At 49.6% G+C, this 24,004-nt stretch carries 20 protein-coding genes; 5 read left to right on the top strand and 15 right to left on the bottom strand.

Annotation, left to right across the window (positions count from 1 at the left end; translation table 11 throughout):
- Positions 1-157: 157 nt before the first annotated feature.
- From Q1A54_RS11195 to Q1A54_RS11145, 11 genes are all read right to left on the bottom strand, one after another.
- A complete protein-coding gene (locus Q1A54_RS11195) occupies positions 158-1,672 on the bottom strand; it encodes a lytic transglycosylase domain-containing protein (RefSeq protein ID WP_299987859.1) in 1,515 nt (504 codons plus the stop codon).
- 6 nt (positions 1,673-1,678) lie between these two features.
- A complete protein-coding gene (gatA, locus tag Q1A54_RS11190; protein WP_299987856.1) occupies positions 1,679-3,115 on the bottom strand; it encodes an Asp-tRNA(Asn)/Glu-tRNA(Gln) amidotransferase subunit GatA in 1,437 nt (478 codons plus the stop codon).
- A gap of 1 nt (position 3,116) precedes the next feature.
- Positions 3,117-3,329 (bottom strand): twin-arginine translocase TatA/TatE family subunit, encoded by a 213-nt coding sequence (locus Q1A54_RS11185; protein WP_007654420.1) that lies wholly within the window; start codon positions 3,327-3,329, stop codon positions 3,117-3,119.
- Between the two features lie 18 nt (positions 3,330-3,347).
- Complete coding sequence (locus tag Q1A54_RS11180) at positions 3,348-3,557, bottom strand: twin-arginine translocase TatA/TatE family subunit (protein ID WP_196117088.1); 210 nt, start codon at positions 3,555-3,557, stop codon at positions 3,348-3,350.
- 730 nt (positions 3,558-4,287) lie between these two features.
- Complete coding sequence (locus Q1A54_RS11175) at positions 4,288-5,523, bottom strand: peptidoglycan DD-metalloendopeptidase family protein (protein WP_196117091.1); 1,236 nt, start codon at positions 5,521-5,523, stop codon at positions 4,288-4,290.
- An 83-nt stretch (positions 5,524-5,606) separates the two neighbouring features.
- Positions 5,607-6,350: a DUF4292 domain-containing protein gene (locus Q1A54_RS11170; RefSeq protein ID WP_299987849.1), complete on the bottom strand. Its 744-nt coding sequence runs from the start codon at positions 6,348-6,350 to the stop codon at positions 5,607-5,609.
- Complete coding sequence (locus Q1A54_RS11165) at positions 6,343-8,112, bottom strand: tetratricopeptide repeat protein (protein WP_299987846.1); 1,770 nt, start codon at positions 8,110-8,112, stop codon at positions 6,343-6,345. The genes Q1A54_RS11170 and Q1A54_RS11165 overlap by 8 nt, the downstream gene beginning before the upstream one ends.
- A 12-nt stretch (positions 8,113-8,124) precedes the next feature.
- A complete protein-coding gene (locus Q1A54_RS11160) occupies positions 8,125-9,132 on the bottom strand; it encodes a sugar phosphate nucleotidyltransferase (RefSeq protein WP_299987843.1) in 1,008 nt (335 codons plus the stop codon).
- 142 nt (positions 9,133-9,274) lie between these two features.
- Positions 9,275-9,724: a dUTP diphosphatase gene (gene dut, locus Q1A54_RS11155; protein ID WP_299987840.1), complete on the bottom strand. Its 450-nt coding sequence runs from the start codon at positions 9,722-9,724 to the stop codon at positions 9,275-9,277.
- 16 nt (positions 9,725-9,740) lie between these two features.
- Positions 9,741-11,234: an oligosaccharide flippase family protein gene (locus tag Q1A54_RS11150; protein ID WP_299987837.1), complete on the bottom strand. Its 1,494-nt coding sequence runs from the start codon at positions 11,232-11,234 to the stop codon at positions 9,741-9,743.
- Between the two features lie 102 nt (positions 11,235-11,336).
- Complete coding sequence (locus Q1A54_RS11145) at positions 11,337-12,119, bottom strand: enoyl-CoA hydratase-related protein (RefSeq protein WP_007656829.1); 783 nt, start codon at positions 12,117-12,119, stop codon at positions 11,337-11,339.
- 200 nt (positions 12,120-12,319) lie between these two features.
- On the opposite strand from Q1A54_RS11145, the gene Q1A54_RS11140 reads away from it, so the two are divergent.
- Both Q1A54_RS11140 and Q1A54_RS11135 read left to right on the top strand, forming a co-directional pair.
- Complete coding sequence (locus tag Q1A54_RS11140; protein WP_299987831.1) at positions 12,320-13,279, top strand: DUF3078 domain-containing protein; 960 nt, start codon at positions 12,320-12,322, stop codon at positions 13,277-13,279.
- A 153-nt stretch (positions 13,280-13,432) separates the two neighbouring features.
- Complete coding sequence (locus tag Q1A54_RS11135; RefSeq protein WP_299987828.1) at positions 13,433-13,717, top strand: hypothetical protein; 285 nt, start codon at positions 13,433-13,435, stop codon at positions 13,715-13,717.
- A 312-nt stretch (positions 13,718-14,029) separates the two neighbouring features.
- On the opposite strand, the gene infB is transcribed toward Q1A54_RS11135, so the two are convergent.
- The 3 genes from infB to rimP all read right to left on the bottom strand — a co-directional run bounded on the left by infB (position 14,030) and on the right by rimP (position 18,961).
- A complete protein-coding gene (gene infB / locus Q1A54_RS11130) occupies positions 14,030-17,107 on the bottom strand; it encodes a translation initiation factor IF-2 (protein WP_299987826.1) in 3,078 nt (1,025 codons plus the stop codon).
- A gap of 119 nt (positions 17,108-17,226) precedes the next feature.
- Entirely contained in the window at positions 17,227-18,480 is a 1,254-nt protein-coding gene (gene nusA, locus Q1A54_RS11125; RefSeq protein WP_076422926.1) for a transcription termination factor NusA, read from the bottom strand.
- A gap of 7 nt (positions 18,481-18,487) precedes the next feature.
- Positions 18,488-18,961, bottom strand: coding sequence for a ribosome maturation factor RimP (gene rimP, locus Q1A54_RS11120; RefSeq protein WP_299987822.1), 474 nt, complete (start codon positions 18,959-18,961; stop codon positions 18,488-18,490).
- A 309-nt stretch (positions 18,962-19,270) separates the two neighbouring features.
- On the opposite strand from rimP, the gene Q1A54_RS11115 reads away from it, so the two are divergent.
- The 3 genes from Q1A54_RS11115 to Q1A54_RS11105 all read left to right on the top strand — a co-directional run bounded on the left by Q1A54_RS11115 (position 19,271) and on the right by Q1A54_RS11105 (position 23,010).
- Positions 19,271-20,401 carry an endonuclease/exonuclease/phosphatase family protein gene (locus Q1A54_RS11115; RefSeq protein WP_299987819.1) on the top strand — a complete coding sequence of 377 codons (1,131 nt, stop codon included), beginning with the start codon at positions 19,271-19,273 and terminating at the stop codon, positions 20,399-20,401.
- A gap of 115 nt (positions 20,402-20,516) precedes the next feature.
- A complete protein-coding gene (gene cysS, locus Q1A54_RS11110) occupies positions 20,517-22,007 on the top strand; it encodes a cysteine--tRNA ligase (protein ID WP_299987816.1) in 1,491 nt (496 codons plus the stop codon).
- Positions 21,997-23,010 carry a M28 family peptidase gene (locus Q1A54_RS11105; protein ID WP_299987814.1) on the top strand — a complete coding sequence of 338 codons (1,014 nt, stop codon included), beginning with the start codon at positions 21,997-21,999 and terminating at the stop codon, positions 23,008-23,010. Before cysS ends, Q1A54_RS11105 begins: the two co-directional genes overlap by 11 nt.
- A gap of 45 nt (positions 23,011-23,055) precedes the next feature.
- Here the strand turns inward: Q1A54_RS11105 and Q1A54_RS11100 are convergent, their stop codons facing one another.
- Entirely contained in the window at positions 23,056-23,721 is a 666-nt protein-coding gene (locus Q1A54_RS11100; RefSeq protein ID WP_299987811.1) for a hypothetical protein, read from the bottom strand.
- Between the last annotated feature and the right edge of the window lie 283 nt (positions 23,722-24,004).

Here is a 24,004-nt window from a genome sequence, read left to right as displayed (position 1 = left end):
TCTTCATCTATCAGAATATTGTGTTTTTTATCAGACAGCTGAGAATCTGATGCTGGTAACTGTGGCGTATTGCAATAAATTGATAATACAAGCGGGCTATAAACGACGAAACACCCTTCAGTTGGAAGAGTGTCTCGCTAGATTTATACCTGTCAGCTTAACCTAGAATCAGCTGTTGCCCAGGTTTGATTGCGCTGTTCTTGAGTTTGTTCAGTTTCTTTATCTTTTCGACTGTCACCCCTTCGTGACGTTGGGAAATAGTCCAGAGTGTATCGCCTGGCTGCACATGGTAAATGAAGCGGTCCTGCGCCTGGCTCTTGGCAGATGTATGCTTCTGTGCTGTGCTGGCAGTAGTTGCTTTGGGCTTTTCGGTGACCGTAGCCAGTGCGCTTGTACTTACCGCTGGGGCAGGCTTCCATACAAGTAGCTTATCCTGCACTCTGATTGCTGTGCCATCCAGTTGGTTCCACTCCTTCAGGTCGTCTATCGTGACACCGTATTTGCGGGCGATAGCATATAGGTTGTCACCACGCTGCACAACATAGGTTGCCTGCACCAGGCTATCTTTAGACGCTTCCTGGGTGGTTGCAGAGGCTAGCATAACTGGTGACTCGGCTGGCGGTGCAGTATGTTTGGCAGGTGGAGGCGTTGGAGCCGAAGCTAGCAAAATACAGCTTTGCTCAGCAGCCAGCAGCTTAGCAGCCTGTGCCGGAATGCGCAGCTTGTAATTGCGCATAGTAGCGGGAAGTGTCGTCTGCTTAAGCTCGGGGTTTAGAGCTACCAAAGCCATGGAGTCTACATGAAGTTCAGTAGCCAGCTTTTTCAGGTCCAGCGCCTGATTCACTTCCAGATAGGCATATTCAGATGCATAAAGAATGGAGTCAGAGAAGATATTATGCTCTGGCGCATACTTCATGGCGTAGATCACGGCTGTCATGGAAGGTACGTAGCTGCGTGTTTCCTTTGGCAGGTATGGGAAAATCTCCCAAAACGTTTTTTTGCCACCGCCTGCTCTTCTGATCGCTTTGTTTACATTACCCTGGCCACAGTTGTAAGCAGCCATAGCTAGTTCCCAGTCGCCATACGTACGATAGAGTCTACTCAAAAAGCGCATCGCCGCATCCGTGGACTTCTCTATGTCCATGCGCTCGTCAATGTACTGATCCTGGTCCAAGCCATACTCTTTGCCAGTTGACTTGATAAACTGCCAGGGACCAACCGCACCCGCCCAGGAGGCCGCTTTCGGGTTCAGGCCAGACTCTACAATGGAAAGGTACTTGATGTCCTGCGGCATGTTATACTTCTTCAGGTACTTCTCGTAGATCGGGAAATACACATTTTCGCGGGAAATCATGGTGCGCGTATACTTTCTGTTACGGACAGTGAAGTAGTCGATGTGGTTGCGCACAAATTTGTTGAACACCAACGGAATGTCAGCCTCAATACAGCTCAGCCTGTCCTGTATCACTTCGTCGGGCTCATACGGGATGTATTCCACGAGCAGGGCCATTTCCTCATCAGAAAGGAAGGTGGTATCTGCTTTTAGTTTTCTTAAAGAATCCTCTGCTGTGTGCCTTTCGAACCTGATCGTATAGCCAGAAGCCTGGGCATGGAAAGCCCATATACTTCCAACCAGTGCTGCAAGTACTGTAAAGAGTCTAAACTGCATCATTATATTTTATGCTTCAACGGTTAGCTTGTCCAGTATGTAATTTGAGAAGGCCAGCAGTTGCGGCTCCTCAAATGAGCGGGTCATTAACTGCAACCCGATGGAAAGGCCATTGGCATCGCGACTTACCGGAATAGAAATGGCAGGAACACCAGCTAGCGAGGCCTGAACCGTAAAGATGTCAGCCAAATACATGGCCAACGGATTCGCCGTATTCTCCTCTAGCCTGAAGGCGGTAGTAGGAGCGGTAGGCAATATAAGAAAATCATAATTTTGCAGCAACTCGTCCGTCTTCTCTTTTATGAGACGACGCACACGCTGTGCCTTGGTATAGTAGGCGTCGTAATAGTCGGCGCTCAGCACAAAGGTGCCCAGCATGATGCGGCGCTGCACCTCCGGACCAAAGCCCTCGGCACGCGTTTTTTTGTAAAGGGAGTTAAGATCGGTTGCGTTCTCGCTGCGGTAGCCATACTTCACCCCGTCAAATCGGCCCAGGTTAGAGCTGGCTTCTGCTGTAGTGAGAATATAATAAGTCGGCACCATGTAGTCCAGGTATGGGAATTCCACGGCCTCTACCTGATGACCCGCCGCTTGGAGCATGTCTTTCACACCCAGAATGCTATCTTTCACCTCAGTGTCCAGACCTTCACTCTCGAAGCAGTCGCGGATATAACCAATCTTGTACTTTTTATCTGAATCCAGCATCTGGCTGTAAGCTGGCACCGGGCGGTGGCTTACCGTGCTGTCATACTCGTCGCTACCTGCCATTACCTCCAGTAATAGGGCTGCGTCTTCTACGCTCTTCGAAATGATGCCGATCTGGTCGAACGAAGAAGCGTAAGCAATCAGGCCATAACGGGAAATGCGCGAATAGGTAGGTTTAAGACCCACCACACCACAGAAAGAAGCTGGCTGGCGAACAGAGCCACCAGTGTCAGAACCGATAGAAGCGAGGCAAAGGTCTGCCTGCACGGCTACGGCCGAACCACCAGACGAGCCACCCGGTACTCGGGTCGTGTCGTCGGCATTAAGGGCAGGTCCGAATGAAGAGTTCTCGTTAGAAGCCCCCATTGCAAACTCGTCACAGTTCTGGCGACCGATGATAATAGCGTCTTCTGCAAGCAGTCGCTGCACGGCTGTAGCTGTGTAAAGCGACTTAAAGCCGTCAAGAATCTGGCTGGATGCCTGCAGGGAGTGACCTTCGTAAGCCAGTACGTCCTTTAGGCCGATTACCATACCTGCCAGTTTGCCGGCATTGCCTGAAGCGATTTTCTTGTCTACGGCGTCAGCCTGGGCAAATGCTTCGTCCTCGAATATCTCCAGGAAAGCGTTTAGCTCAGGTTTCTGCTTAATGTTATGAAGGTAGTGCTCTACCAGTTGTCTGCACGAAATTTGCCCGTTGGCAATATCGCTGCGAATGTCACGAAGTGAATGGTATGGTTTCAAACTATTCAGGCTTTTTTATGTCCTTGATGGAGCGTTCCAGCTCGTTCTGGATTTCGTTTTTGGCATCGTTAAAGCTACGGAGACCGCGACCGGCAGAACGTGCCATGCCTGGAAGTTTATCGGCGCCAAAAAGCAGGAGTACTGCGGTTAGTACAACAAGAATTTCTCCTCCTCCCAGGTCTGCCAGGAAGAGGAGAATTGCACTAAGTATCATAAAGCGTTATGCCGGAAATTACTTGGTTGGAGTATCCTTTGTTGAGTTTTCCAGATCGTCTTTGATCTCTTTGGTCGCATCTCTAAACTCGCGGATACCACGGCCCAGACCTCTTGCAAGCTCTGGAATGCGCTTTGCTCCAAAAAGAAGCAGAATCACCACAAGGATCAGGATTAACGAACCACCCCCAATGTTTTGGATAAATGCTAGTGTGTTGGTAAGTACCATAGTCTTAAAATTTTAAGATGAATTGCTGCAAAAATAAAGCTTATATTTTAATTAAACCCACATTTGGCTACATTAGTTTACCAGCATGTCAATATCTTGAAATTCGCGCTGGAGGTGTATTCCCGTGGGGCAATTATAATGTTATCGGGCTCTTTGCAAGTTGGTTGCAACTTCAGCCGGCAGGAGGCGTATAGATTGGCAAATAAATTTCAGATTCTCCCGCAGGCGCAGTGTTCCTGAGCTATTTTGGTATGTCTTTTTCCCAAAATGGAAAAATGGTTTCCTGTGGAGGGAAAAATTAGGTTGTGCGATACATATCTTAAGGCTGATAATCAACTAGTTGGTCCTTTTGGTATTTTTGGCAAGCTACTTGTAATATGCCTTACGCAGCCGAATCGCACTGAATCACCCAACCGGGGTAGAAATGAAGCCGCAATCTAAGAAGAAAACAAATATTAAGTTTTTTTAATCTTCTGTTTGCAAGTGTAATTTAAAGGTTGTAAATTAATCCTAGAAATTTAACACCGTCCTTCCATACTGGAAGAAAGTGTCTAAATATAATTTTAAGTTTGTTTTCATAGCTTGGAAAGGCACCCTGCTTTGTAGGGTGTTTTTTCTTTATAGGGGGTATAGAAAGTGAACTTATAAAGTAATTAGAAGCAAAAAAGCGCAGCGGGCACCTTAAATGGTAATCCGCTGCGCTTTTTTTATGTCAGGTATAACAGGAGGTCTACTTTGGTCTGATCCAGCTTTCGGGGTTCAGATTGGTGTTGTTTTTCCAAAGCTGGAATTGAAGTTCAGTAGTGCCGTTGGCATCCGTGTATACCGTGCCGATTACATCTTTCGGCTTGACATCCTGCCCCTCTTTAACACTGACTGTACGCAGCTTGGCATATACCACAAAGTACTCTCCATGCTGCACCATCACAATGTTGTTCATGCCTGGTACGCTGGCTACTGTTAATACCTTGCCTTCAAATATAGCGCGCGCAGGTTCTCCCTGGCTGGTCTGAATATCGATGCCATTGTTTTGAGTGACCACTCCTTTCAATACAGGGTGGTTGTGGCGACCGAATTTCTGGGATATAAAGCCACGGTCGACAGGCCATGCAAGACGTCCCTTGTTGCCAGCGAACGATGATGAGATAAGCGCCGCTTCTGGGGTGAGGGTGATCTTGCTGGCACTTCCGCTGGTGGCACGGCCTTCTTCGCGGGCAGCACGGGCGGCGCGGGCCATCTCCTCTTTTACTATGTCGGCGATCAGGTTATCAAGCTTTTTAACTGCCTGCTGGCGCTGGGCCACCTCTCTCTTAAGCTGCTCTTCCTGCTTGCTCAGCTTTTGGATCATGCCATCCTGCTGCGTTCGCAACGACAATAGATTCTTATTTTCTACCATCTGCTTGTCGAGCAGGCCGCGTTTCTCTTCACGCTGTGATTCCAGTGTGCGCAACTGTCCTGTCAGGGCAACCTGTACCTTGTTGATTTGTTCTACCTGTTTCTTGCGGGCCTCAGAGTACTGCTGCAAATAACGCAGACGGCGCACCATCTGATTAAAAGAATCGGCTGCGAACACGAACATCAGTTTATTGTAGCTGTTGGCGGTTTTGGAGGCGGCGTATACCATGGTGGCATACTCAGCTTTCAGGCTTTCCAGGTCGGCTTGCAGCTCACCTACAATGCCCTCGGTTTCCTTCATGCCTGACTCTAATAGCTTTATTTCGCGTGAAATAGTGCTGATAACACCTTTCTGAACAGAAATTTTTTCCTGAATGGCATTGAGCTGGCCAATAGAAGCTTCTTTCTGCACTTTGGTTTGCTGCAGAATGCGGTTTGCTTCTTTGATACGGTTTAGGTTTTCCTTTTTCTCTTTCTCGAGCTGCGCCTTCGATTTTTGTTTCTGGGCTTGGGTAATCAGCGGCAACAGCAAAACGATCAGAAAAAAGGCTGATTTGTAAAGGGCCTTCATCAGAAATAGGGGTATACTACACTTAGCTTACAAATATGGCAAAACTAAATGGCCCGAACCAGAACCCCGAAGATTTTATTCGGCTAAAGGCGCTTGTAACCAGAAGGAACGCTGAACGGGAACTCCAGTACGTCTTCCGAAACGGTGACTTTTGTGTGATTTAAATTGAAATCAGATATCTGGCCTGACTGCAGGATCTGGGCCAGCATGTTGTACGCAAATGGGACTTTACCCAAAGGCTGAAAGCCCTCATACTGCACCACAATGCTGTTGCCGGAAAGCTGGTCTTTGACGTTAAGCTGCTGCAGCTTCAGGTTTTCGGAGCTGATGAAGTAATCGAAGAGCAGGTTCTGGCGCAGCTGTTGCACATGCTGCATCTGTCCCTGATTGGTGGCTTTTTCGGAGCCGTTAGCTTGGTAGTTGCCCAGCAGGATAGCCTGTACTACCTGAAAATCAAGTGCTACGTTGAAGCGCTTGCTCAGGAAGGCATAGTCGGTGGCGGCGTACTCCCGCTGAATGCGGTTCATCATGTACACGGAGTCTGGCGTTAGCTTGATGCGGGCAGCTTCTATACCTAGCCCTGGCAATACCGAGATCCAAATTACGCTGTCTTTTTGCATACGCAGGGCATAGCCTGACGAAGTGCTCTGGCCTTTGTCATCAAATTTGAGCTGACCACGGGCATTCAGATAGGTGAATTCCAGATTTTGGACAGTGACGTTGCCAACTGTTTCAGTGGCGGCGGTTGCGGCAGAAGGGATCGTTGCTTTTTTGCAGGCGGAAAACAGGACTATGCTCAGCAGGCACAGCAGGAGCTGTTTATTCATAGAGTTTCTTTTCTTTTATCTTTCTGTCAAGGAAAGCGGAGGCTTCTCCCTTTAACTTGGCTTTTTCCCACTGCCTGACAGCCTCGTCACGCTTGCCGAGTTTAAACAGCACATCGCCGTAGTGCTCCACAATTGTAGCATCTTCGGAATAGGCGATGGCTTGCTCCAGGTATTTCAGAGCGCCTTCATAGTCTTCCATCTTGTACAGCACCCAGGCATAGGTATCCAGGTAGGTGGGGTTGGCAGGATGTTTCTCTACCAGCCGGCCAGCCATGGTTTTGGCTTTGGGTAGTTGCTCACCGCGCAGCGACAGAAAGTAGCTGTAGTTATTGAGCACATGTTCGTTGTCAGGATCGTGCGTAAGAACAGCCTCATACGCCTCGTCTGACTTTTTATAAGCTTTCATCGAATTGTAGGCATCCCCTAACTGGGCATTGAACTGCGCCACCAACTCGGGTTCGCTTGCTGAAAGACGCTTGCCATGCTCCAGGGATTTGGCAGCACGGTCAAAATTTTTCTCGATCAGGTGACCGGTACCGTTATAGAACCAGAACACAGCCTGGTTCGGAAACAACTCCAGTGCCTGTTCGGAGTGCTGCACCAATTCTCCTGATTCACCCAGTTCAGCATCCAGCAGCACGATCTGTTGCCAAATCTTAAAGTGGGAGTCATCCAGCTTTACAGCTTTGATGTAATTGCCCCGGGCAGATTCTTTTTTGCCGATGATCGTCTGTAAGTCACCTGCCACAGCGTAAGCTTTCGCCTCCTCAGGGTGCGACTCTATGGTAAGGTCAGCCAACTCCAGGGCTATACCTTCAATAGCCGGATTGGGCAGTTGCCTGATGAAGTCCACCAGGATGCGCACTTTGGTGTCAATGTCGAGGTCAGTGCTGGCGAATGCGATCTTCACCTGGTTCTCAGACTCCTGTAGATCTCCTTTCTGACGGTGCAGGTCCGAGAGCATCAGGTGCGCAAATGGGTTGTTCGGCTCGATGCGCAAGGCACGGTTGAGCGTTTCTATTGCCACATCGGGTTTCTTGCTGGCATTGTAGAGCTCAGCTTGAGCCAATAAGTAGCGTATTTCTGTTGGGTTGGCTGCAATCAGTTTTTCACCTTCGGCTAAGGCCTTTCCAATGTTTTTCTGGCGCAGGTATATCTGCTGCCGGTTCATGGAAAGCTGCTCCAGCGCACCGTACTTTTTCTCAATGCGGTCATAGGTCTTGAGCGCATCGTCATACTTAGACTGGGCCAGGTATAGCTCAGCCAAGCTGAAGAGATACTGCTCCTGATCAGGCACATTGCGAAGCAGGTCGTTGTAAGCCTGAGCTGCCTCGGTGTACTGCTTCTGTTCGGTATACAGCTGAGCGAGTAACAGGTAGTAGTAAGGGTTTTGATTATCGCTGGCGATGGCAGCCTGTGCAAATGAAACGCCCGCTTTCGGATTTTCCATCAGCATATAGGTTTCGGCCAGCTTATAGTTTAAGGCAGCGTTGCTGGGAGTAACGGCATATGCTTTCTGAAACTGACTAAGTGCCTGCTTGTAGTCCTCCAGCATGAAATATTTCATGCCCTCCAGAAACAATGCCTCGCTCAGCAGCTTTTCCTGCTCGCTGGGTTCGGGCTGCGGCGCAGGTATGGCTACCTGTGCTGTTTCGCTCTTCTCCTTGCCCTTCTTTTTTTTCTTAGACTGGGCCTGGCTTTCGCCGGTCGCGACCAGTGCAAGGCAGCAAGTAGCGAGCACAATGTTTCTGAATCGGGTCATAAAATGGGTATGCTAATCTTTAAGCGTATTGTAGTCGCCAATGCTCAGGTCTGACTGGCGTCCTTCATAGGAAACAAAATTACCTATCATTGAGTTTGCTATGTTCCCGTTTTTGATGGTTGACTCCTTCTGAACGATGGAATTGCTCAATATAGACTCCAATACGCTGGTATTGTTTCCAATAGAAACGTGCGGGCCTACCACTGAATTGTGGATCACGGCATTCTCTCCGATATACACGGGAGGGATGATCACTGAATTTTGGATGTCAGCCGACGCGGCTACCAAACCCTTCTCATCCTTGATATATTCTAAATAGCGTTGATTAGTGAAAACTGTTGCATTTTTATTGCCACAATCGAGCCATTCTGAGATAACGGCAGGAATAAATTTCGTGCCTTTGTTTTTCATGTTCTCCAGCGCATTGGTCAGCTGGTACTCGCCCTTATCTTTGATGTCGTTATCAAGCAGGTACTGCAGCTCGTTGCGCAGGTAGGCACCGTCTTTGAAATAGTAGATGCCGATGATGGCCATGTCAGAAATAAACTCCTGCGGCTTCTCTACAAAGTCGGTGATCTCGTTGTTTTCGTTTAGTTTGATCACACCGTAAGGACGCGGGTCCTCTACGCGCTGCACCCAGATGGTGCCGTCGGCATTCGTGTCAAGTTGGAAGTCAGCTTTGAACAGGGTGTCGGCAAAAGCCACTACTACCTTGCCCTCCAGCGAGTCCTGCGCGCGCATGATGGCATGTGCCGTGCCCAGTGCTTCATCCTGGTAATAAACACTGCCCTTAGCACCCACTGACTCCGCAATGGCTTTCAGGTCGCGCTCTACCTCTTCGCCGAAACGACCGATAATAAATGCCACTTCCTCAATCGGCTCGTGACATACTTTGGCGATGTCTTCTACCAGGCGATGTACAATCGGTTTGCCTGCAATAGGTATAAGTGGTTTAGGAACAGTAAGTGTGTGTGGGCGCATACGCTTGCCCATACCTGCCATAGGTACAATAATCCTCATAGCTATTAGTTTATGGATTGAAAAATGTAGCCAGACGTGTTGCCTGGCCACTATTGGTTTTGATTAATACTGTATTTTGAATGTTTGGTTTTAGCCTGCTTTAAAAAGAAGAAAAACGCAGGCTATACCTGTAGTGGGAATGCTACTTCGTGCCTGTGCTGCCATAACCCCCGGCACCACGCTCGGTGTCTGTCAGCACCTCGGCCTCCGCCCATGCCACACGTTCGTATTGGGCTACAATCATCTGCGCTACACGCTCACCATCCTCTACCACAAAGTCCTGATCCGAGAGGTTGACCAGCAGCACCTTGATCTCGCCGCGATAGTCCGCATCAATAGTACCCGGGCTGTTTACAATCGAAATGCCGTGTTTGTACGCCAGACCGCTGCGGGGTCTGATCTGTGCCTCGTGCCCTTCGGGCAGCTCAATAAAAAGGCCTGTAGGTATAAGTGCACGCTGCAGCGGCTTTAGCGTAACAGGTGCTTCCAGGTTAGCGCGCAGGTCCATACCTGCTGAGTGCTCCGTCTGGTAAGAAGGGAGTGCATGCTTGGATTGGTTAATGACTTTAACCGGTAAGTTCGTTGTGTTCATCTATTAAAGATAAAGATTATTTTTTAGATAGAAAGTAGGCCCGCTCCCGCAGCCAAACCACCGCCAGGAATACGCCCGAAAGTGACAGGTGGTAAGCGTGGCGCAGCCAGAAATTTTCGACAGGTATCAAGAAGGCGGCTAGCACAAGTGCCGTGGCAAATAGGATGTACCCTAGAATGGTCTTGACAGGGTAGGGGATCGGGTAGTGCACGTTGCCGAGCAGGTAAGTGGCCCATGCCATACCTACATAGCAGATAAGTGTGGCAATAGCAGAGCCCATGTAGCCCAGCACAGGTATAAGCAGCAGGTTGAAAGCGATTGTAATGGCCGCCCCACCAAAGCTGATGTAAGTGCCGAAATACGTTTTGTCTGTTAGCTTAAACCAAACGGTCAGGTTGTAATAAATGCCCAGGAAAAGGTTGGCCAGCAGCAGCACTGGTACGACCATCAGGCCATCGTGGTATTCAGGACCAATCAGCAGCGCAAAGTCCTCCAGGTTGGTCGATATAAACAAGTAGATGAAGGCACAGGCGATCACAAACCACTTCATGACCAAAGCGAAAGCTTGTGGCGATTCTTTTTCTTTAGCCTGTGAGAAGAAGAATGGCTCAGCGGCATAGCGGAAAGCCTGTATGGTAAGTGTCATGAAAATGGCGAGCTTATAGCAGGCACTGTATATACCTACGGCCGCCATGTTGCTCGTGCCCGGGTAAAAGCCTTCGGGCAGGTAGCGCTCTAGCAGAATACGGTCAATCACTTCGTTTACCATACCGGCCAGACCCATGAACAGGAGCGGCCAGGCATAGCGCAGCATTGGCTTGAGCTGTTCCACATCCAGTTTGAAGCGGAATATGCGTAGCTCTTTCCACAGCATAGGTATAAGCAATGCGTTGGCCACCAAGTTGATCAGGAAGATATAGCCTACTCCAAAGTCAGGGTTGTAGAGGGACATAGCCAGCGGCTGAAGACTTGTAAGGTACTGACCTTCGTAAATGTGCCGCAGCAGAACCAAAAAAAACAGATTGGCGCCAACCGTGAGCAGGATGTTGGCCAGTTTGATGGACGCAAACTTAATGGCTTTGTTCTGATGTCGGAGCCAGGCGAAAGGTATAGCTACCAGCGCATCGATCGCCAGTACCAGCGCCAGCCAAACGATGTATTCACGCTGCTCCGGGTAGCCAATGTAATTTGCGATTTGCTGCGAAAAGAGGAGCAGTATACCTGTAAAGATCGTGCTGCTGACCAGAATAGTACTTAATACCCTATTGTATACTGCCTTTGGGTCTTGCTCAGGCTTATTGGCAAAGCGGAAAAAAGCCGTCTCCATCCCGTAAGTATACACGATGTTGAAGAAAGCCACAAAAGCATACAGGTACGATACTACCCCATACTCTTCTGGCAGGAACACACGGGTATAGACCGGTACGAGCAGGTAGTTCAGTGCGCGGCCCACAATACTGCTCAGTCCGTAGGCAGCGGTTTGCCCAACCAGTTTCTTGGCTATGCTCATGTGTTTGTTTTGGGGCAGGTAGGTATGGGTATCAGCTGAAAAACACAGAACGCGCTATACCTGCTTTTTATAATAGGTATAGCGCGTTCTGCAGGTATAGGCTTATGCGCCTTTGAATACAGGCTTGCGCTTCTCCAGGAATGCGTTAGTGCCTTCGATGAAGTCCTGTGAAGAGCAGCAGCGGGCAAAAGAGTTTGCTTCCGTTTGGTAGCCGTCTTCATCTTTATCGTACACGGCGTTCACGCAGTCGATTACCAGGCCAATGGCAAGTGGTGCTTTCGACAGGATCTTATTCATGATCTCCATTGCTTTTGGCATCAACTCTACGGCAGGCACCACATGGTTTACCAGACCAAGCGCCTTGGCTTCTCCGGCACCGATCATGTCAGCGGTCATCATCAGTTCCATGGCTTTGCCTTTGCCGATCAGCTGTGTCAGGCGCTGTGTGCCACCGTAGCCAGGTATAAGACCCAGGTTCACTTCCGGCTGACCAAAGCGGGCCCCTTCGCTGGCAACACGCATGTGGCAGGCCATCGCCAGTTCGCAGCCACCGCCCAGCGCAAAGCCGTTTACGGCTGCTATAACAGGTTTTGTGCAACGCTCAATCATGCTGAAAACTTCCTGACCGCGCTCCGCAAAACCACGAGCGTTCACTTCGCTTAGTTCAGAGATCTCCGAAATGTCGGCACCCGCTACAAAAGCCTTCTCTCCAGCACCTGTAAAGATTGCTCCCTTCACAGCCGGGTCATCATAGACTTGCTGGATGGCAGCCTTAATCTCCTTGATCGTATCGATGTTTAGCGCGTTTAGCTTGTCGGCACGGTTGATGGTGATCACCAGGATTCCGTTCTCAAGATTGAGCAGCAGGTTTTCGTATATAGACATAGTTTTTATCTCTGAGTAGATGTATAGATACCAGCAGCAAATATAGCAGTGATTTGCTTAAATCCCTAAAATGCAATCTGGCAATGGCCCAGTTCAACTCTCCTTGCGGCAAACTTTCCTTTTAACTTCGGTGCTCCAACATCGTTTTGTTATCTTTGTGCGGTTTAATCAGCTTACTGCTCACTTTATACCTTATTTTCATGCTTAAGGCTTTATTGCGCACTCTATCACTACCGCTTTTCATTTTTTACATCACCATAATCCCCGCCACTGCTCAGGATACGCTCGTCGATACGGTGGCTGTTCGTAATATCTGGGACTTCGGAGGAACCGGCACAGTCAACTTCAGTCAGGTAAGCCTGAGCAACTGGGCGGCCGGCGGACAGAACTCACTGTCGGCGCTGGGTATCCTGAACCTTTACGGCAACTACAAGAATGGGAAGAATACCTGGAACAATACACTGGACCTCACTTACGGCACTGTGAAGCTGCAGGAGCAGCGCCTCCGCAAAAGTGATGATCGGCTCGAACTTAACCTGAAGTACGGTCGGCAGGCCTCCAGCAAGTGGTTTTACACGGCTCAGCTCAATACCCGTACACAGATCAGCCCAACGTATACCCCAGAGCGAGACTCAGTGATATCAAACTTTATGGCACCCGCTTTTGTGCTGGCTTCCATAGGTATGGACTACAAGCCTAATCCCAAGCTTTCAGTTTTTATTTCACCTTTTACAGGTAAGTTCACGGCGGTGCTCAACCAGCGCATGGCCGACTACGGCGCGTTTGGCGTAGAGCCTGCCCAGCGCGATTTGGAGGGGCGACTTATACCTGGTACAGGGGAGCGTCTGCGCGAAGAGTTCGGTGGTTTTGTGAATGTTCGCTTTCGCAACGAAATATTTAAAAATGTAACGCTGCAGTCAAAGGCTGACTTTTTTTCCAATTATCTGCGCAATGCCAAGAATATTGATGTGAACTGGGAGAACCTGGTGAACTTCAAGGTGAACAAGTTCCTGTCAGCCAGCCTCTTTCTGCACATGATCTATGACGATGATATCATGATCGATGTAGACCGAAGTGGGGATGGTACATTGGATGGGAAAGGTCCTCGATTACAGCTCAAAGAAACCATGGGAATAGGATTTTCTTACAAATTTGAATAGTAAACTTTTGCGCTGCACTTCTTGTTATTCACTAAAAATGTATACTTTAGCGTATAATGTACGTTGTATAGATACATTATCAAAAGTGGATTTATGAAAAAAGTCATATCGTTACTATTCTCTCTAGCTTTCTTCCTGTTTGTGTCCGATGCGATGGCACAGACATCAAGTTCGTCGAGTACTTCCCTGAGTTCGGGTAAAGATGAGTTTTGGGGTACTGCCAAAGTACAGGAAAAAGGCACTACTGTTGATGCTGTTGGAGCACGTGCTTCAGGCATGGATGCACGCTGGAATGCCTATGAAAACACGAACCGTTCCCGCTTTACTAAAGACCGCATCAAAGGAAGCAAACGAATGGAAGCCATTCTGAAAAAAGAGAAAGAAATGCATCGCAAGCATAAGCGCGACAAGCGCCGTTTAGCCCGTATGTCATTATAATCAGTTGCTGAAAAAGCAACAAAAAGCCCTGCCCGGATAAACCAGGCAGGGCTTTTTTTGTATCTCTTGAACTAGCTAATTATTTAGGTGATGAAGAATTTATTGACATAGTCGCACGGTTATACATCTTACAGGCTTTCAGTTTAGAAGGTATAGGAGCTTCCGCAATCAATCGACATGGGTAGTTGGAGGTATGCCACATCAGGTATAGCACCTGTCATACAGGTATAAATGCACGCTACATATTAGGTGCAAAACAAAAGGCTCCTACTTTCGCAGGAGCCTTTCTTATGATAGATGAAGTTAGCTGTATTACAACGTACGCTTCACTTCTTTTTCTACGTAAGCTTCGATCACGTCACCAACCTGGATCTCGTTGTATCCTCTGAGGCTGATACCGCACTCGTAACCCTGGCGTACTTCTGACACATCATCTTTGAAACGCTTGAGTGCCAGGATTTCGCCGTCGTGCACCACGATGCCATCACGTACCAGGCGTACTTTAGAGTTACGCTGAATAGAGCCGTCTGTAATCATACAGCCTGCAATCGTACCAACCTTCGTGATCTTGAATACATCGCGCACTTCAGCGTTACCTGTAATCTCCTCCTTCAGGGTAGGAGCAAGCATACCTTCCATCGCATCTTTCACTTCGTTGATCGCATCGTAGATGATAGAGTACAGACGAACGTCGATCTGCTCCTGCTCTGCCAGTCTGCGTGCATTCTGAGAAGGGCGAACCTGGAAACCGATGATGATTGCATCAGAAGCCGAAGCAAGCAGTACGTCAGACTCGGAGATAGCGCCTACGCCTTTGCTGATGATGTTCACCTGCACTTCGGCAGTTGACAGCTTCAACAGGGAGTCAGAAAGTGCTTCCACGGAACCGTCCACGTCACCTTTCACGATCACGTTAAGCTCCTTGAAGGTACCGATCGCCAGTCGACGTCCGATCTCATCCAGGGTGATGTGCTTGCGTGTGCGCAGGCTTTGCTCACGCTGCAGTTGAGCGCGGTTGCTTGCGATCTCACGTGCTTCACGCTCTGATTCCATTACCTGGAACTTGTCACCAGCCTGTGGTGCACCGTCAAGACCGAGCAGCTGCACCGGAGTAGAAGGACCTGCTTCTTTCATCTTGCGACCGCGGTGGTCTGTCATGGCCTTTACTCTACCGTAGTGAGAACCGGCTAGCACAACATCTCCAATATTCAGCGTACCTGTCTGAACAAGTACAGTGGCTACATAACCACGGCCTTTGTCAAGAGAGGCTTCGATTACGGTACCTACCGCTTTTCTGTCTGGGTTAGCCTTTAGTTCAAGGAGTTCAGCCTCAAGCAATACTTTCTCCAACAGATCAGGTATACCTACTCCTGTTTTGGCTGACACTTCCTGTGACTGATACTTACCACCCCACTCTTCTACCAGTATGTTCATCTGGGCAAGTTCCTCACGTACCTTGTCCGGATTAGCTCCTGGCTTGTCAATTTTGTTAAGAGCGATGATGATCGGCGAACCAGCAGCTTGTGCGTGGTTGATCGCTTCTTTTGTCTGTGGCATCACCGAGTCGTCGGCTGCTACCACGATAATTACAACGTCTGTTACCTTGGCACCGCGGGCACGCATGGCCGTAAAGGCTTCGTGACCAGGAGTATCGAGGAAGGTAACGGTACGTCCGCCTTCAGTTTTCACGCTGTAGGCACCAATGTGCTGCGTGATACCACCGGCCTCGCCAGCTGTTACATTGGCGTTTCGGATATAGTCAAGGAGGGAAGTTTTACCGTGGTCAACGTGACCCATGATGGTCACAATCGGAGCACGATCTACCAGGTCCTCTTCGTTTTCTTCAATGGTCTCTTCCAGTGCCTGCTCATCTTCGGAAGTGATGAACTCAACTGAGTAGCCAAATTCGTCAGCAATGATAGTGATCGCTTCGGCGTCAAGGCGCTGGTTGATGGATACGAACATACCCAACTGCATACAAACCTTGATGACTTCGTTCACGCTCACATTCATCAGTGCTGCCAGGTCATTGGCGGACACGAATTCTGTCACACGCAGTGTCTTAGACTCTGCCTGCTCCATCAGACGGCGCTCTTCTGTTGCATCGGCAATAGCGGAGCGTTTCTCACGACGGTACTTGGCGCGGTTACCACCACCACCTTTGCCGCCGCTTAGCTTCGCCAGCGTAGCTTTGATCTGCTCCTGAATTTCCTTGTCAGTAACCTCTGCTTTTTCAGCGCGAGGAGCCGGAGCATTGCGTGGCCCACGACCTCCAGGTCCGCCGCCAGGACGCTGTCCCGGACGATTGCCCTGGTAACCACTACCTGATCCACCAGTATGTTGGATCGGGCGTGACTGCGGGTTGGCTGTGCCTTGTTGTTGTCCTTGTGTGCCGCCTTGTTCTGTACCGGCCACAATAATGCGCTTGCGCTTTTTCTTTTTACCGGCCTTCCTGTCATCGGAAGACGCTACCGGCTTAGTACCTTTTCTACGTGTGCTGTCTGGCAATTCAATCTTGCCCAGTACCGTAAGGCCTTTCAACTGGTCGGCTTTTGCTGTAATTGTTTCTATTGGTTCTGTTCCTTTTTCGACAGGCGTTGCAGCCGGTTGATCCGGAGCCTGTGGTGCCGCTGCTTGCGCAGGAGCTTTTTCTGTTTCTATTGTCTTTTGTTCCGCAGCAGGGGCAGGAGGCGTTGCCGGCTGCTGTGGTTTTTCTTCGGTTTTAGGAGTCTCCGGTTTCGGAGCTTCTGCTTTTGGCGTCGCAGGAGTTTGTTCGACTGCTGCAGGCTTCTGCTCAGCAGCTGGTTTCTCAACCGGCGCAGGAGCTGGAGCTGGAGCTGGTGTGGCAGGTTGCTCTGGCGCTTTCGGCGCAGGGGCAGTTGGCTGCTCTGCAGCTGGTGCCTTCGGCTCTTCCGGTTTTGCAGCCGGCTTAGGCACTGGGCGACCTTTTGCGTCCAGGTCTATTTTGCCTAGCACTTTTATACCTGGCAGCTTTGCTTCAACTGGTGCCGCGGCTGGCTGTTCAGGCGCTTTTGGCTCTTCTGTTTTAGGCTTGGCCTCAGGGGTTTCGGCTTTTGGCTGGTGCACGCTCTTGATCAGGATTTCCTGCTCAGGCTCTGTCGTTTTCTTAGGCTCATGGTGCGGCTCCGATTCCACTACTTGGTTGCTTTGTGGTTTCTTGCCGATGTTGAGTTCTTCCGCTTCAATCTTGTCTTGCATTGAAGAAGCGAACTCCTTAGCCAGCATACTGAACTGCTCTGCCGTGATTTTGGTAGTGGGTTTGTTTTCCACGTCAAAGCCTTTAGCAGAGAGGTAATCCACAATGGTAGCTGTACCAATGTTTAAAGTAGTTGCAACCTGTTTGAGCCTCCTGATTTTGTCTTCTGCCATGTTCTGATATGCTGTCTTTAATTTATTCTGTTAATATGCTATAGCTGCCTTGCAAGGTATAGAACTGAGCTTCGTTCCGAATTTCTTTCAAAATTACAGGAACGAAGCTCAACTCACAACTATTGATTGTCTTCTTCTTCCAACTCTTCGCGCAGGATAGAGAGTACGCTTTCGATCGTCTCCTCTTCCAGTTCTGTTCTGCGAAGCAGGTCTTCTTTTGAAACTGCCAGTACACTCTTGGCAGTGTCCAGACCGATGCGGCGCAACTCTGCGATCACCCAGTCCTCGATCTCGTCCGTGAACTCTTCCAGGCTGATGTCTTCTTCGTATACCTCAGACTCTCTGAATACGTCGATCTCCATGTCTACCAGTTTGCTGGCCAGTTTGATGTTCTGTCCGCCCTTACCGATCGCAAGCGATACCTGGTCAGGCTTCAGGAACACGGATACTCTGCCATTTTCATGGTCTATCTTCATGCTGGTGATCTTAGCCGGGCTAAGGGCACGCTGAATGTATAGCTCCAGGTTGTCTGTGTAGTTGATCACGTCGATGTTCTCGTTCTCCAGTTCGCGTACGATACTGTGGATACGGGAACCTTTCATGCCCACGCAAGCACCTACCGGGTCAATACGGTCATCAAACGATTCTACGGCTACTTTAGCACGCTCGCCGGGCTCACGCACAATTTTTTTGATCGCGATCAGGCCATCGTATATTTCCGGTACTTCGTTCTCAAACAAACGCTCCAGGAATGCTGGAGATGTACGGGAAAGAATGATCTTCGGATTACCGTTCACGATCTCAACACGCTGTACGACAGCACGCACTACGTCGCCTTTGCGGTAGCGGTCTTTCGGGATCTGCTCACCTTTCGGGATCAGCAGTTCGTTTTCTTCCTGATCAAGCAACAGTACTTCGCGGTTCCATACCTGGTATACCTCGCCTGAAATGATCTCGCCAACAAGGTCCTTGTACTTCTGGAACAGCAACTCTTTCTCCATGTCCTTGATGCGCTGGATCAGCGTCTGACGGGCAGTCAACACGGCACGGCGACCGAAGTCTTCCAGCTGTATTTCTTCAGACACTTCTTCACCTACTTCAAAGTCAGGCTCTATTTTCTGAGCCTCTGATAGGGCGATCTTGTCATGATCCCAGATGTCCTCCGAGTTGTCGTCCACGATTTCGCGGTTGCGCCAGATCTCCAGGTCACCCTTCTCCACGTTCAGGATGATGTCAAAGTTCTCGTCGGTACCCCACTTTTTGCGGATCATGGTACGGAATACATCCTCCAGGATGCGCATCATCGTCGGGCGGTCTATGTTCTTGAATTTCGCAAATTCAGCGAACGACTCGATCAGGACTGAACTGTTCATTATTTTATCATTTAAAAGATATTACAACATTTGCTTTTACAATCTCCCCGAAAGGTATTTGCACAGGCTCATACGTTGCCTTTTTGCCTTTTTGTTTGATTTCTTCTGTCAGGTTTATACCTGTCTCGGTTACTTCTTCCAGCTTGCCTGTTTTCTCGGTTCCGTCCTGCATTTTCAGTTTCAGGTTGCGGCCGATGTTTCGCTTAAACTGCTGCGGCTGGGTAAGTGGAAAATCCACTCCCGGTGAACTTACCTCCAGCACATAAGATACTTCCTCGCCATACGTCTCCGCGATCTTTGAATTGACGCGGCGGCTGATGGTAGCGCACTGGTCAATGGTGATGCCCTGCTCGCCGTCAGCCAACACGGTTATCTTGGGGCGCACTGCCGAATCAGACACTGCCACATCTACGATGAACAGGTCACTTTCCGGAAGGCTGGCTTCCGCCATAGCGCGAATACTTTGTGCCGTTATTGCCATATTTATTTAAAGAAAATAAAGAAGGGGACCTCGCGTCCCCTCATCTCCTTGGAAATAATGTCACAAATTTACTATAAAAACATTATATAAACAACAATATGTGTTTAAGTGCGCTGTAATTATATGGTTTCTGGAGATTTCGGGCGGCATTTTTGTGGCCAGTGCCAGCTGCCGGAGGGGCTTCGGTTCTGTAACAAGCACAAGTGCTGGAAAAGTTCTGCAGATTAAAATCATTATAGCCACCACAAGTGAATATATTCTGAAGCGTAGCTTGATATTCCTACAAGCATAATTTGTAAGTTTGCCACCGTGGCAGGTACATTCAAACAAATACGCCGGAGAATCTGGCTGATCCTGAATATCCTGGTGGTGCTTTGGCTACTGCTGGGAGTGCTGAGCATGCGCGTACCACCCTACGAATTCTGGCCTGCCGGCTTTGTTGCTTTCTCTCTTCCTGGCGCTTTGGTGCTTAACTTCCTGTTCTTTATCTACTGGCTGTTTAAGCGCTCGTGGTATGTTTTTCTGCCACTGGCAGTCATTGGCCTTGGCTGGAATCACTATGGCCGACTGGTATCGATTACCTGGGACAAGGAGCTGCCTGAAGGTGTTAAAACCCTCGAGGTGCTGAGCTTCAATGTGCATATTTTTAACGCCTACGAAAGGATAGTTGAAGGCGTGCCGCGTGTCTCGGAAGAGATGGTAGATTGGGTCGCCACACACCCTGCCGATGTGTTCTGTTTGCAGGAGTTTTACAGCCGGGTCAATTCTACAGAGTTTAATAACTTCAACCGGATCGGTAAGAGGTATAACCGGTATGTGTTCGCCTCCACTTATCAGGGCGATCGCGTGAAGGCGGATCTAGGTATAGCTATTTTCTCAAAATACCCGATCGTGCGGGGTAATACGATACGCTTTCCGAACACACCGGAACGCAGCGCCAACCGGGCCGCCTGGGTTGACATCAATGTGAAAGGGGATACCGTCAGGGTATACGCCGTGCACCTGCAGTCGATGAGCATTAAGGCAGAGGACATCGAGAACACCTACTCCGCAATAGGCGATGAAGAGAGTTTCCGGAAAGAGAGCCGCAACCTGGCCCGTCGTTTGCGCATGGGGTTCCGGGCCAGAGCCATGCAGGTACAGCAGTTGCTCGACCATGTAAAAACATCACCTTATCCGGTAATTGTGACAGGCGATTTTAACGACATTCCGTTCAGCTATACCTACAGTCAATTGGTAGGTGAATTGAATAACTCATTTGAGAAAGCGGGCAACGGGGTAGGGGCCACTTACAACGGACCTTTACCATTCCTGCGTATTGATAATCAGTTCTTCAGCGAAGGGCTGGATGCTTACGATTTTAAAACACATTACGAAATGCCACTCTCCGACCACTTTCCAATCTCGGCGACCTACGTCATCAAGCCGAAAGAGGAGTAAGGGACTGACGGTATAATTTTTTAGTTTTGAACTTTGGTTGGCCACCAAGGCTCACCAGGATAATCAAGTATAAACAGAAAGCATGCCCTGTACGCATGCTGTGCATATCGATACCATGCAACACAAACTGAACCTGTATAACACGCTCACACGCAAAAAAGAACTGTTCGAACCGTTACACGCACCCTTTGTGGGAATGTATGTCTGCGGACCGACAGTATACGGCGAGCCGCACCTGGGCCATGCCCGCAGTGCCGTTACCTTCGACGTGCTGTACCGCTACCTCAAGTACCTCGGGTATAAAGTACGCTATGTGCGTAACATCACCGATGTAGGCCACCTTGAAAACGATGCCGACGAAGGCGAAGACAAGATCCAAAAGAGAGCCAAGCTGGAGCACCTCGAGCCGATGGAGGTCGTGCAGCACTATACCAATGTGTACCAGCAGGACATGGCGACACTCAATACCAAGTCGCCTGACATAGAACCGCGTGCTTCAGGTCACATCATTGAGCAGATCCAAATGATTCAGGAAATACTCGAGAATGGTATGGCCTATGAGGTGAACGGATCGGTGTACTTTGATGTACCGGCCTATCACAAGAACAACAACTATGGGAAGCTGTCGGGTCGCATCATCGAAGACCTGCTGAGCAACACCCGTGACACAGAAGGGCAGGGGGAAAAGCGTTCACCGCTTGACTTTGCGCTTTGGAAAAAAGCCTCGCCACAGCACATCATGCGCTGGCCTTCGCCGTGGAGCGACGGTTTCCCGGGCTGGCACCTTGAGTGCTCGGCCATGAGCCGCAAGTACCTGGGCGAGACTTTTGATATTCACGGTGGCGGACTTGACCTGATGTTCCCGCACCACGAGTGCGAGATTGCGCAGAGTCAGGCCAGCCACAGCCACAGTGATGCTGCCCGTTATTGGGTGCACAACAACATGATCACTGTGAACGGACAGAAGATGGGTAAGTCGCTGGGCAACTTCATCAACCTGAGCGAGCTCTTCAGCGGCAAGCATAAAATGCTGGAGCAGGCTTACAGCCCGATGACCATCCGCTTCTTTATCCTGCAGGCGCACTACCGCAGCACACTCGACTTTAGCAACGAGGCGCTGCAGGCTGCCCAGAAAGGGTATAGGAAGCTGATGAACGGGATGCGTGTGCTCGAGAAACTGGTATACCCGGAACAGCCCGGCACACCGGACGAAAAGCTGAATGAGGATTTGCTGAAATTGACGGAGGATTGCTTCCGCGGCATGAACGATGACCTGAACACGGCCCGTACCATCGCGTCACTCTTCAACCTGCTCAAGAAAATCAACAGTCTATACCTGGGGCAGTTGCAGATCGGGGCGCTGACGCGCGACACCTTCGATACCATCCGCACAACCTATACCGAACTAGTGCATGATGTGCTTGGGTTAAAAGACGAGCCGACTGCTGATATGGAAAATATGCTGGAGTTGGTACTCGGCTTTTACAAGGAGGCAAAAGAGAACAAGGCTTATGATAAAGTAGATGCCATCCGCGCCGAGCTGAAGAAACAGGGCATCGTGATTAAGGACCTGAAAACCGGAATAGACTGGGCTTATGAAGAATAATATGAAGCTACTTGGCATCCTGTTGCTGAGCGCCATGGGACTTAAAAGCTGCGACTCTTCTGAAAACGGAAGCAGTAGTGATCGTGTGGAAACTACAGAGGTGGAAGAAGCAGTGGTGCAGGCACCTGAATTTGATGCGGATTCTGCTTACAACTTTGTGGATCAGCAGGTGGCTTTCGGGCCGCGTGTGCCTAACACAGCAGCACATTACAAAACAGGGGAGTGGCTGATTGAGACGCTGCGCAGCTATGGCGCCGAGGTGCAGGTGCAGGCCTTTCAGGCACGTGCTTTTGACGGTACCATGCTCAACCTGCGCAACATTATCGGCACCATCAATCCCAATGCAACCAAGCGTGTACTGCTTGCTGCGCACTGGGACACACGACCATTTGCCGATAAAGACGAGGAAAATCAGAACAAGCCCATCGACGGTGCCAATGACGGGGCCAGCGGTGTAGGAGTACTGCTCGAGATCGCACGTGCCATACAGGCGGCGGAGCAGAAGCCAGGTATAGGCGTTGATATCATCTTCTTCGATGGAGAAGACTACGGACAGCCTGACGAGAGCGACTACCCGTACCAGAGCGATACCTGGTGCCTGGGGTCACAGTATTGGAGCAAGAACAAACACAAGCCGAATTACAAAGCGAACTATGGAATACTACTCGACATGGTAGGAGCCGAGAATGCTAAGTTTGCCCGCGAAGGGACCTCTATGCAGTATGCCCGCAACATCGTGGACAAGGTATGGCGTGCCGGCAATCGCCTAGGATATTCTGACTACTTCAAGTATGTGAATGCTCCGGCCATTACCGACGACCATTATTACGTGAACACAGTGGCAGGTATCCGTATGATCGATATCATCGAGTACAACATGGCAAACCAGGACGATTACTTCGGGCCTTATCATCACCGCCATACCGACACGATGGACATCATCAGCAAGAACACCCTGAAGGCAGTGGGGCAGACGGTGTTGCACGTGCTTTACAACGAATAGGTTATACCTTACGAACAGAAAAGGCGCTCTGAGGAGCGCCTTTTTTTATTGCCTTGTAACAGAAGGAAGCACATTGTCTTCAGCCATCTTCTGGACGGTGAGTTCAGCAAACCTGCTGGCGGCTTTTCGCAGGCTGCGGGGGCTATGTGACTTAGACTGAGCTGACCATACCAAGCGGTCAGAATTGACATCGTAGAGGTTTGTTTCAAGGTAGTATACCTTGTCTTCAGTGTAATAGCCCGGGTCGTACAAAGTAGGGTACCAGTAGTTGTAGTAACCTCTGAAGCTGCCATACCATACAAAGCGCGTCATCGGGCGGTACCCCATATTGCCGGGCACGTAGCGGGTTTCGGTCTGCTCGTCGACCAGCGTGGCGGTCAGGATGGCGTCATGGCCGTCTTCCTTGATACGCTCTATGAGCAGGTTTACATCCGGTCCGGTTTTAGCGGTGGCTGATGGCGGGAACAAATCAATACTGCGGGTTGCCTGAATACCTCTCATTTGCAACTGTGCCTGCAGATCGTTTTCCACTTCCTGCCGGGCCAGGACGTTATCAGTAAGAGCAGCCACCACTACCCGCTGATAATTCTGTGCTTCAATTTCGGGGCTTTTCCAGGATCCCATGATCTGGGTAGAGGAGGAGCATGCCGCTATACCTGTCAACAGGAGCAGGAGTGGCAACCAAGCGTTCCTGATAAAGTTGTGTTTCATATTTTTGATACTTAATCTGCTTATACCTAGTTTATTGTATAACGAGTAGCGCCCCTTATTAGGTTTAAGCACCTGCTCACACCTGGAGTAATCCGTGCAGTGGTAATTCGGAAGTGCAGGGCAGGCAGTTTCAGTACTGAAATTAGAGCAACATTTTGAGGACGGAAACGGTATGTGCAGGCAACAGCGCACTACTTGCAAGAGCAACCATGATATTATCTGAAATATTCAAAAAGCGTTATATATTTGTCCTGCAATTCAATACGTCCCTTTTATCAAAAAC

Origin of the sequence: uncultured Pontibacter sp., assembly GCF_947502515.1 — a bacterium.
In the GTDB taxonomy this organism is placed as follows: Bacteria; Bacteroidota; Bacteroidia; order Cytophagales; family Hymenobacteraceae; genus Pontibacter.
This window is presented reverse-complemented; position numbering and strand designations above follow the sequence as displayed.

Coding starts and splice junctions, on each gene's coding strand:
- Q1A54_RS11195 (WP_299987859.1), bottom strand. CDS start 1,672: ATGATGCAGTTTAGACTCTTTACAGTACTTGCAGCACTGGTTGGAAGT.
- Q1A54_RS11185 (WP_007654420.1), bottom strand. CDS start 3,329: ATGATACTTAGTGCAATTCTCCTCTTCCTGGCAGACCTGGGAGGAGGA.
- Q1A54_RS11180 (WP_196117088.1), bottom strand. CDS start 3,557: ATGGTACTTACCAACACACTAGCATTTATCCAAAACATTGGGGGTGGT.
- Q1A54_RS11175 (WP_196117091.1), bottom strand. CDS start 5,523: ATGAAGGCCCTTTACAAATCAGCCTTTTTTCTGATCGTTTTGCTGTTG.
- Q1A54_RS11170 (WP_299987849.1), bottom strand. CDS start 6,350: ATGAATAAACAGCTCCTGCTGTGCCTGCTGAGCATAGTCCTGTTTTCC.
- Q1A54_RS11165 (WP_299987846.1), bottom strand. CDS start 8,112: ATGACCCGATTCAGAAACATTGTGCTCGCTACTTGCTGCCTTGCACTG.
- Q1A54_RS11160 (WP_299987843.1), bottom strand. CDS start 9,132: ATGAGGATTATTGTACCTATGGCAGGTATGGGCAAGCGTATGCGCCCA.
- dut (WP_299987840.1), bottom strand. CDS start 9,724: ATGAACACAACGAACTTACCGGTTAAAGTCATTAACCAATCCAAGCAT.
- Q1A54_RS11150 (WP_299987837.1), bottom strand. CDS start 11,234: ATGAGCATAGCCAAGAAACTGGTTGGGCAAACCGCTGCCTACGGACTG.
- Q1A54_RS11145 (WP_007656829.1), bottom strand. CDS start 12,119: ATGTCTATATACGAAAACCTGCTGCTCAATCTTGAGAACGGAATCCTG.
- Q1A54_RS11140 (WP_299987831.1), top strand. CDS start 12,320: ATGCTTAAGGCTTTATTGCGCACTCTATCACTACCGCTTTTCATTTTT.
- Q1A54_RS11135 (WP_299987828.1), top strand. CDS start 13,433: ATGGCACAGACATCAAGTTCGTCGAGTACTTCCCTGAGTTCGGGTAAA.
- infB (WP_299987826.1), bottom strand. CDS start 17,107: ATGGCAGAAGACAAAATCAGGAGGCTCAAACAGGTTGCAACTACTTTA.
- nusA (WP_076422926.1), bottom strand. CDS start 18,480: ATGAACAGTTCAGTCCTGATCGAGTCGTTCGCTGAATTTGCGAAATTC.
- rimP (WP_299987822.1), bottom strand. CDS start 18,961: ATGGCAATAACGGCACAAAGTATTCGCGCTATGGCGGAAGCCAGCCTT.
- cysS (WP_299987816.1), top strand. CDS start 20,517: ATGCAACACAAACTGAACCTGTATAACACGCTCACACGCAAAAAAGAA.
- Q1A54_RS11105 (WP_299987814.1), top strand. CDS start 21,997: ATGAAGAATAATATGAAGCTACTTGGCATCCTGTTGCTGAGCGCCATG.
- Q1A54_RS11100 (WP_299987811.1), bottom strand. CDS start 23,721: ATGAAACACAACTTTATCAGGAACGCTTGGTTGCCACTCCTGCTCCTG.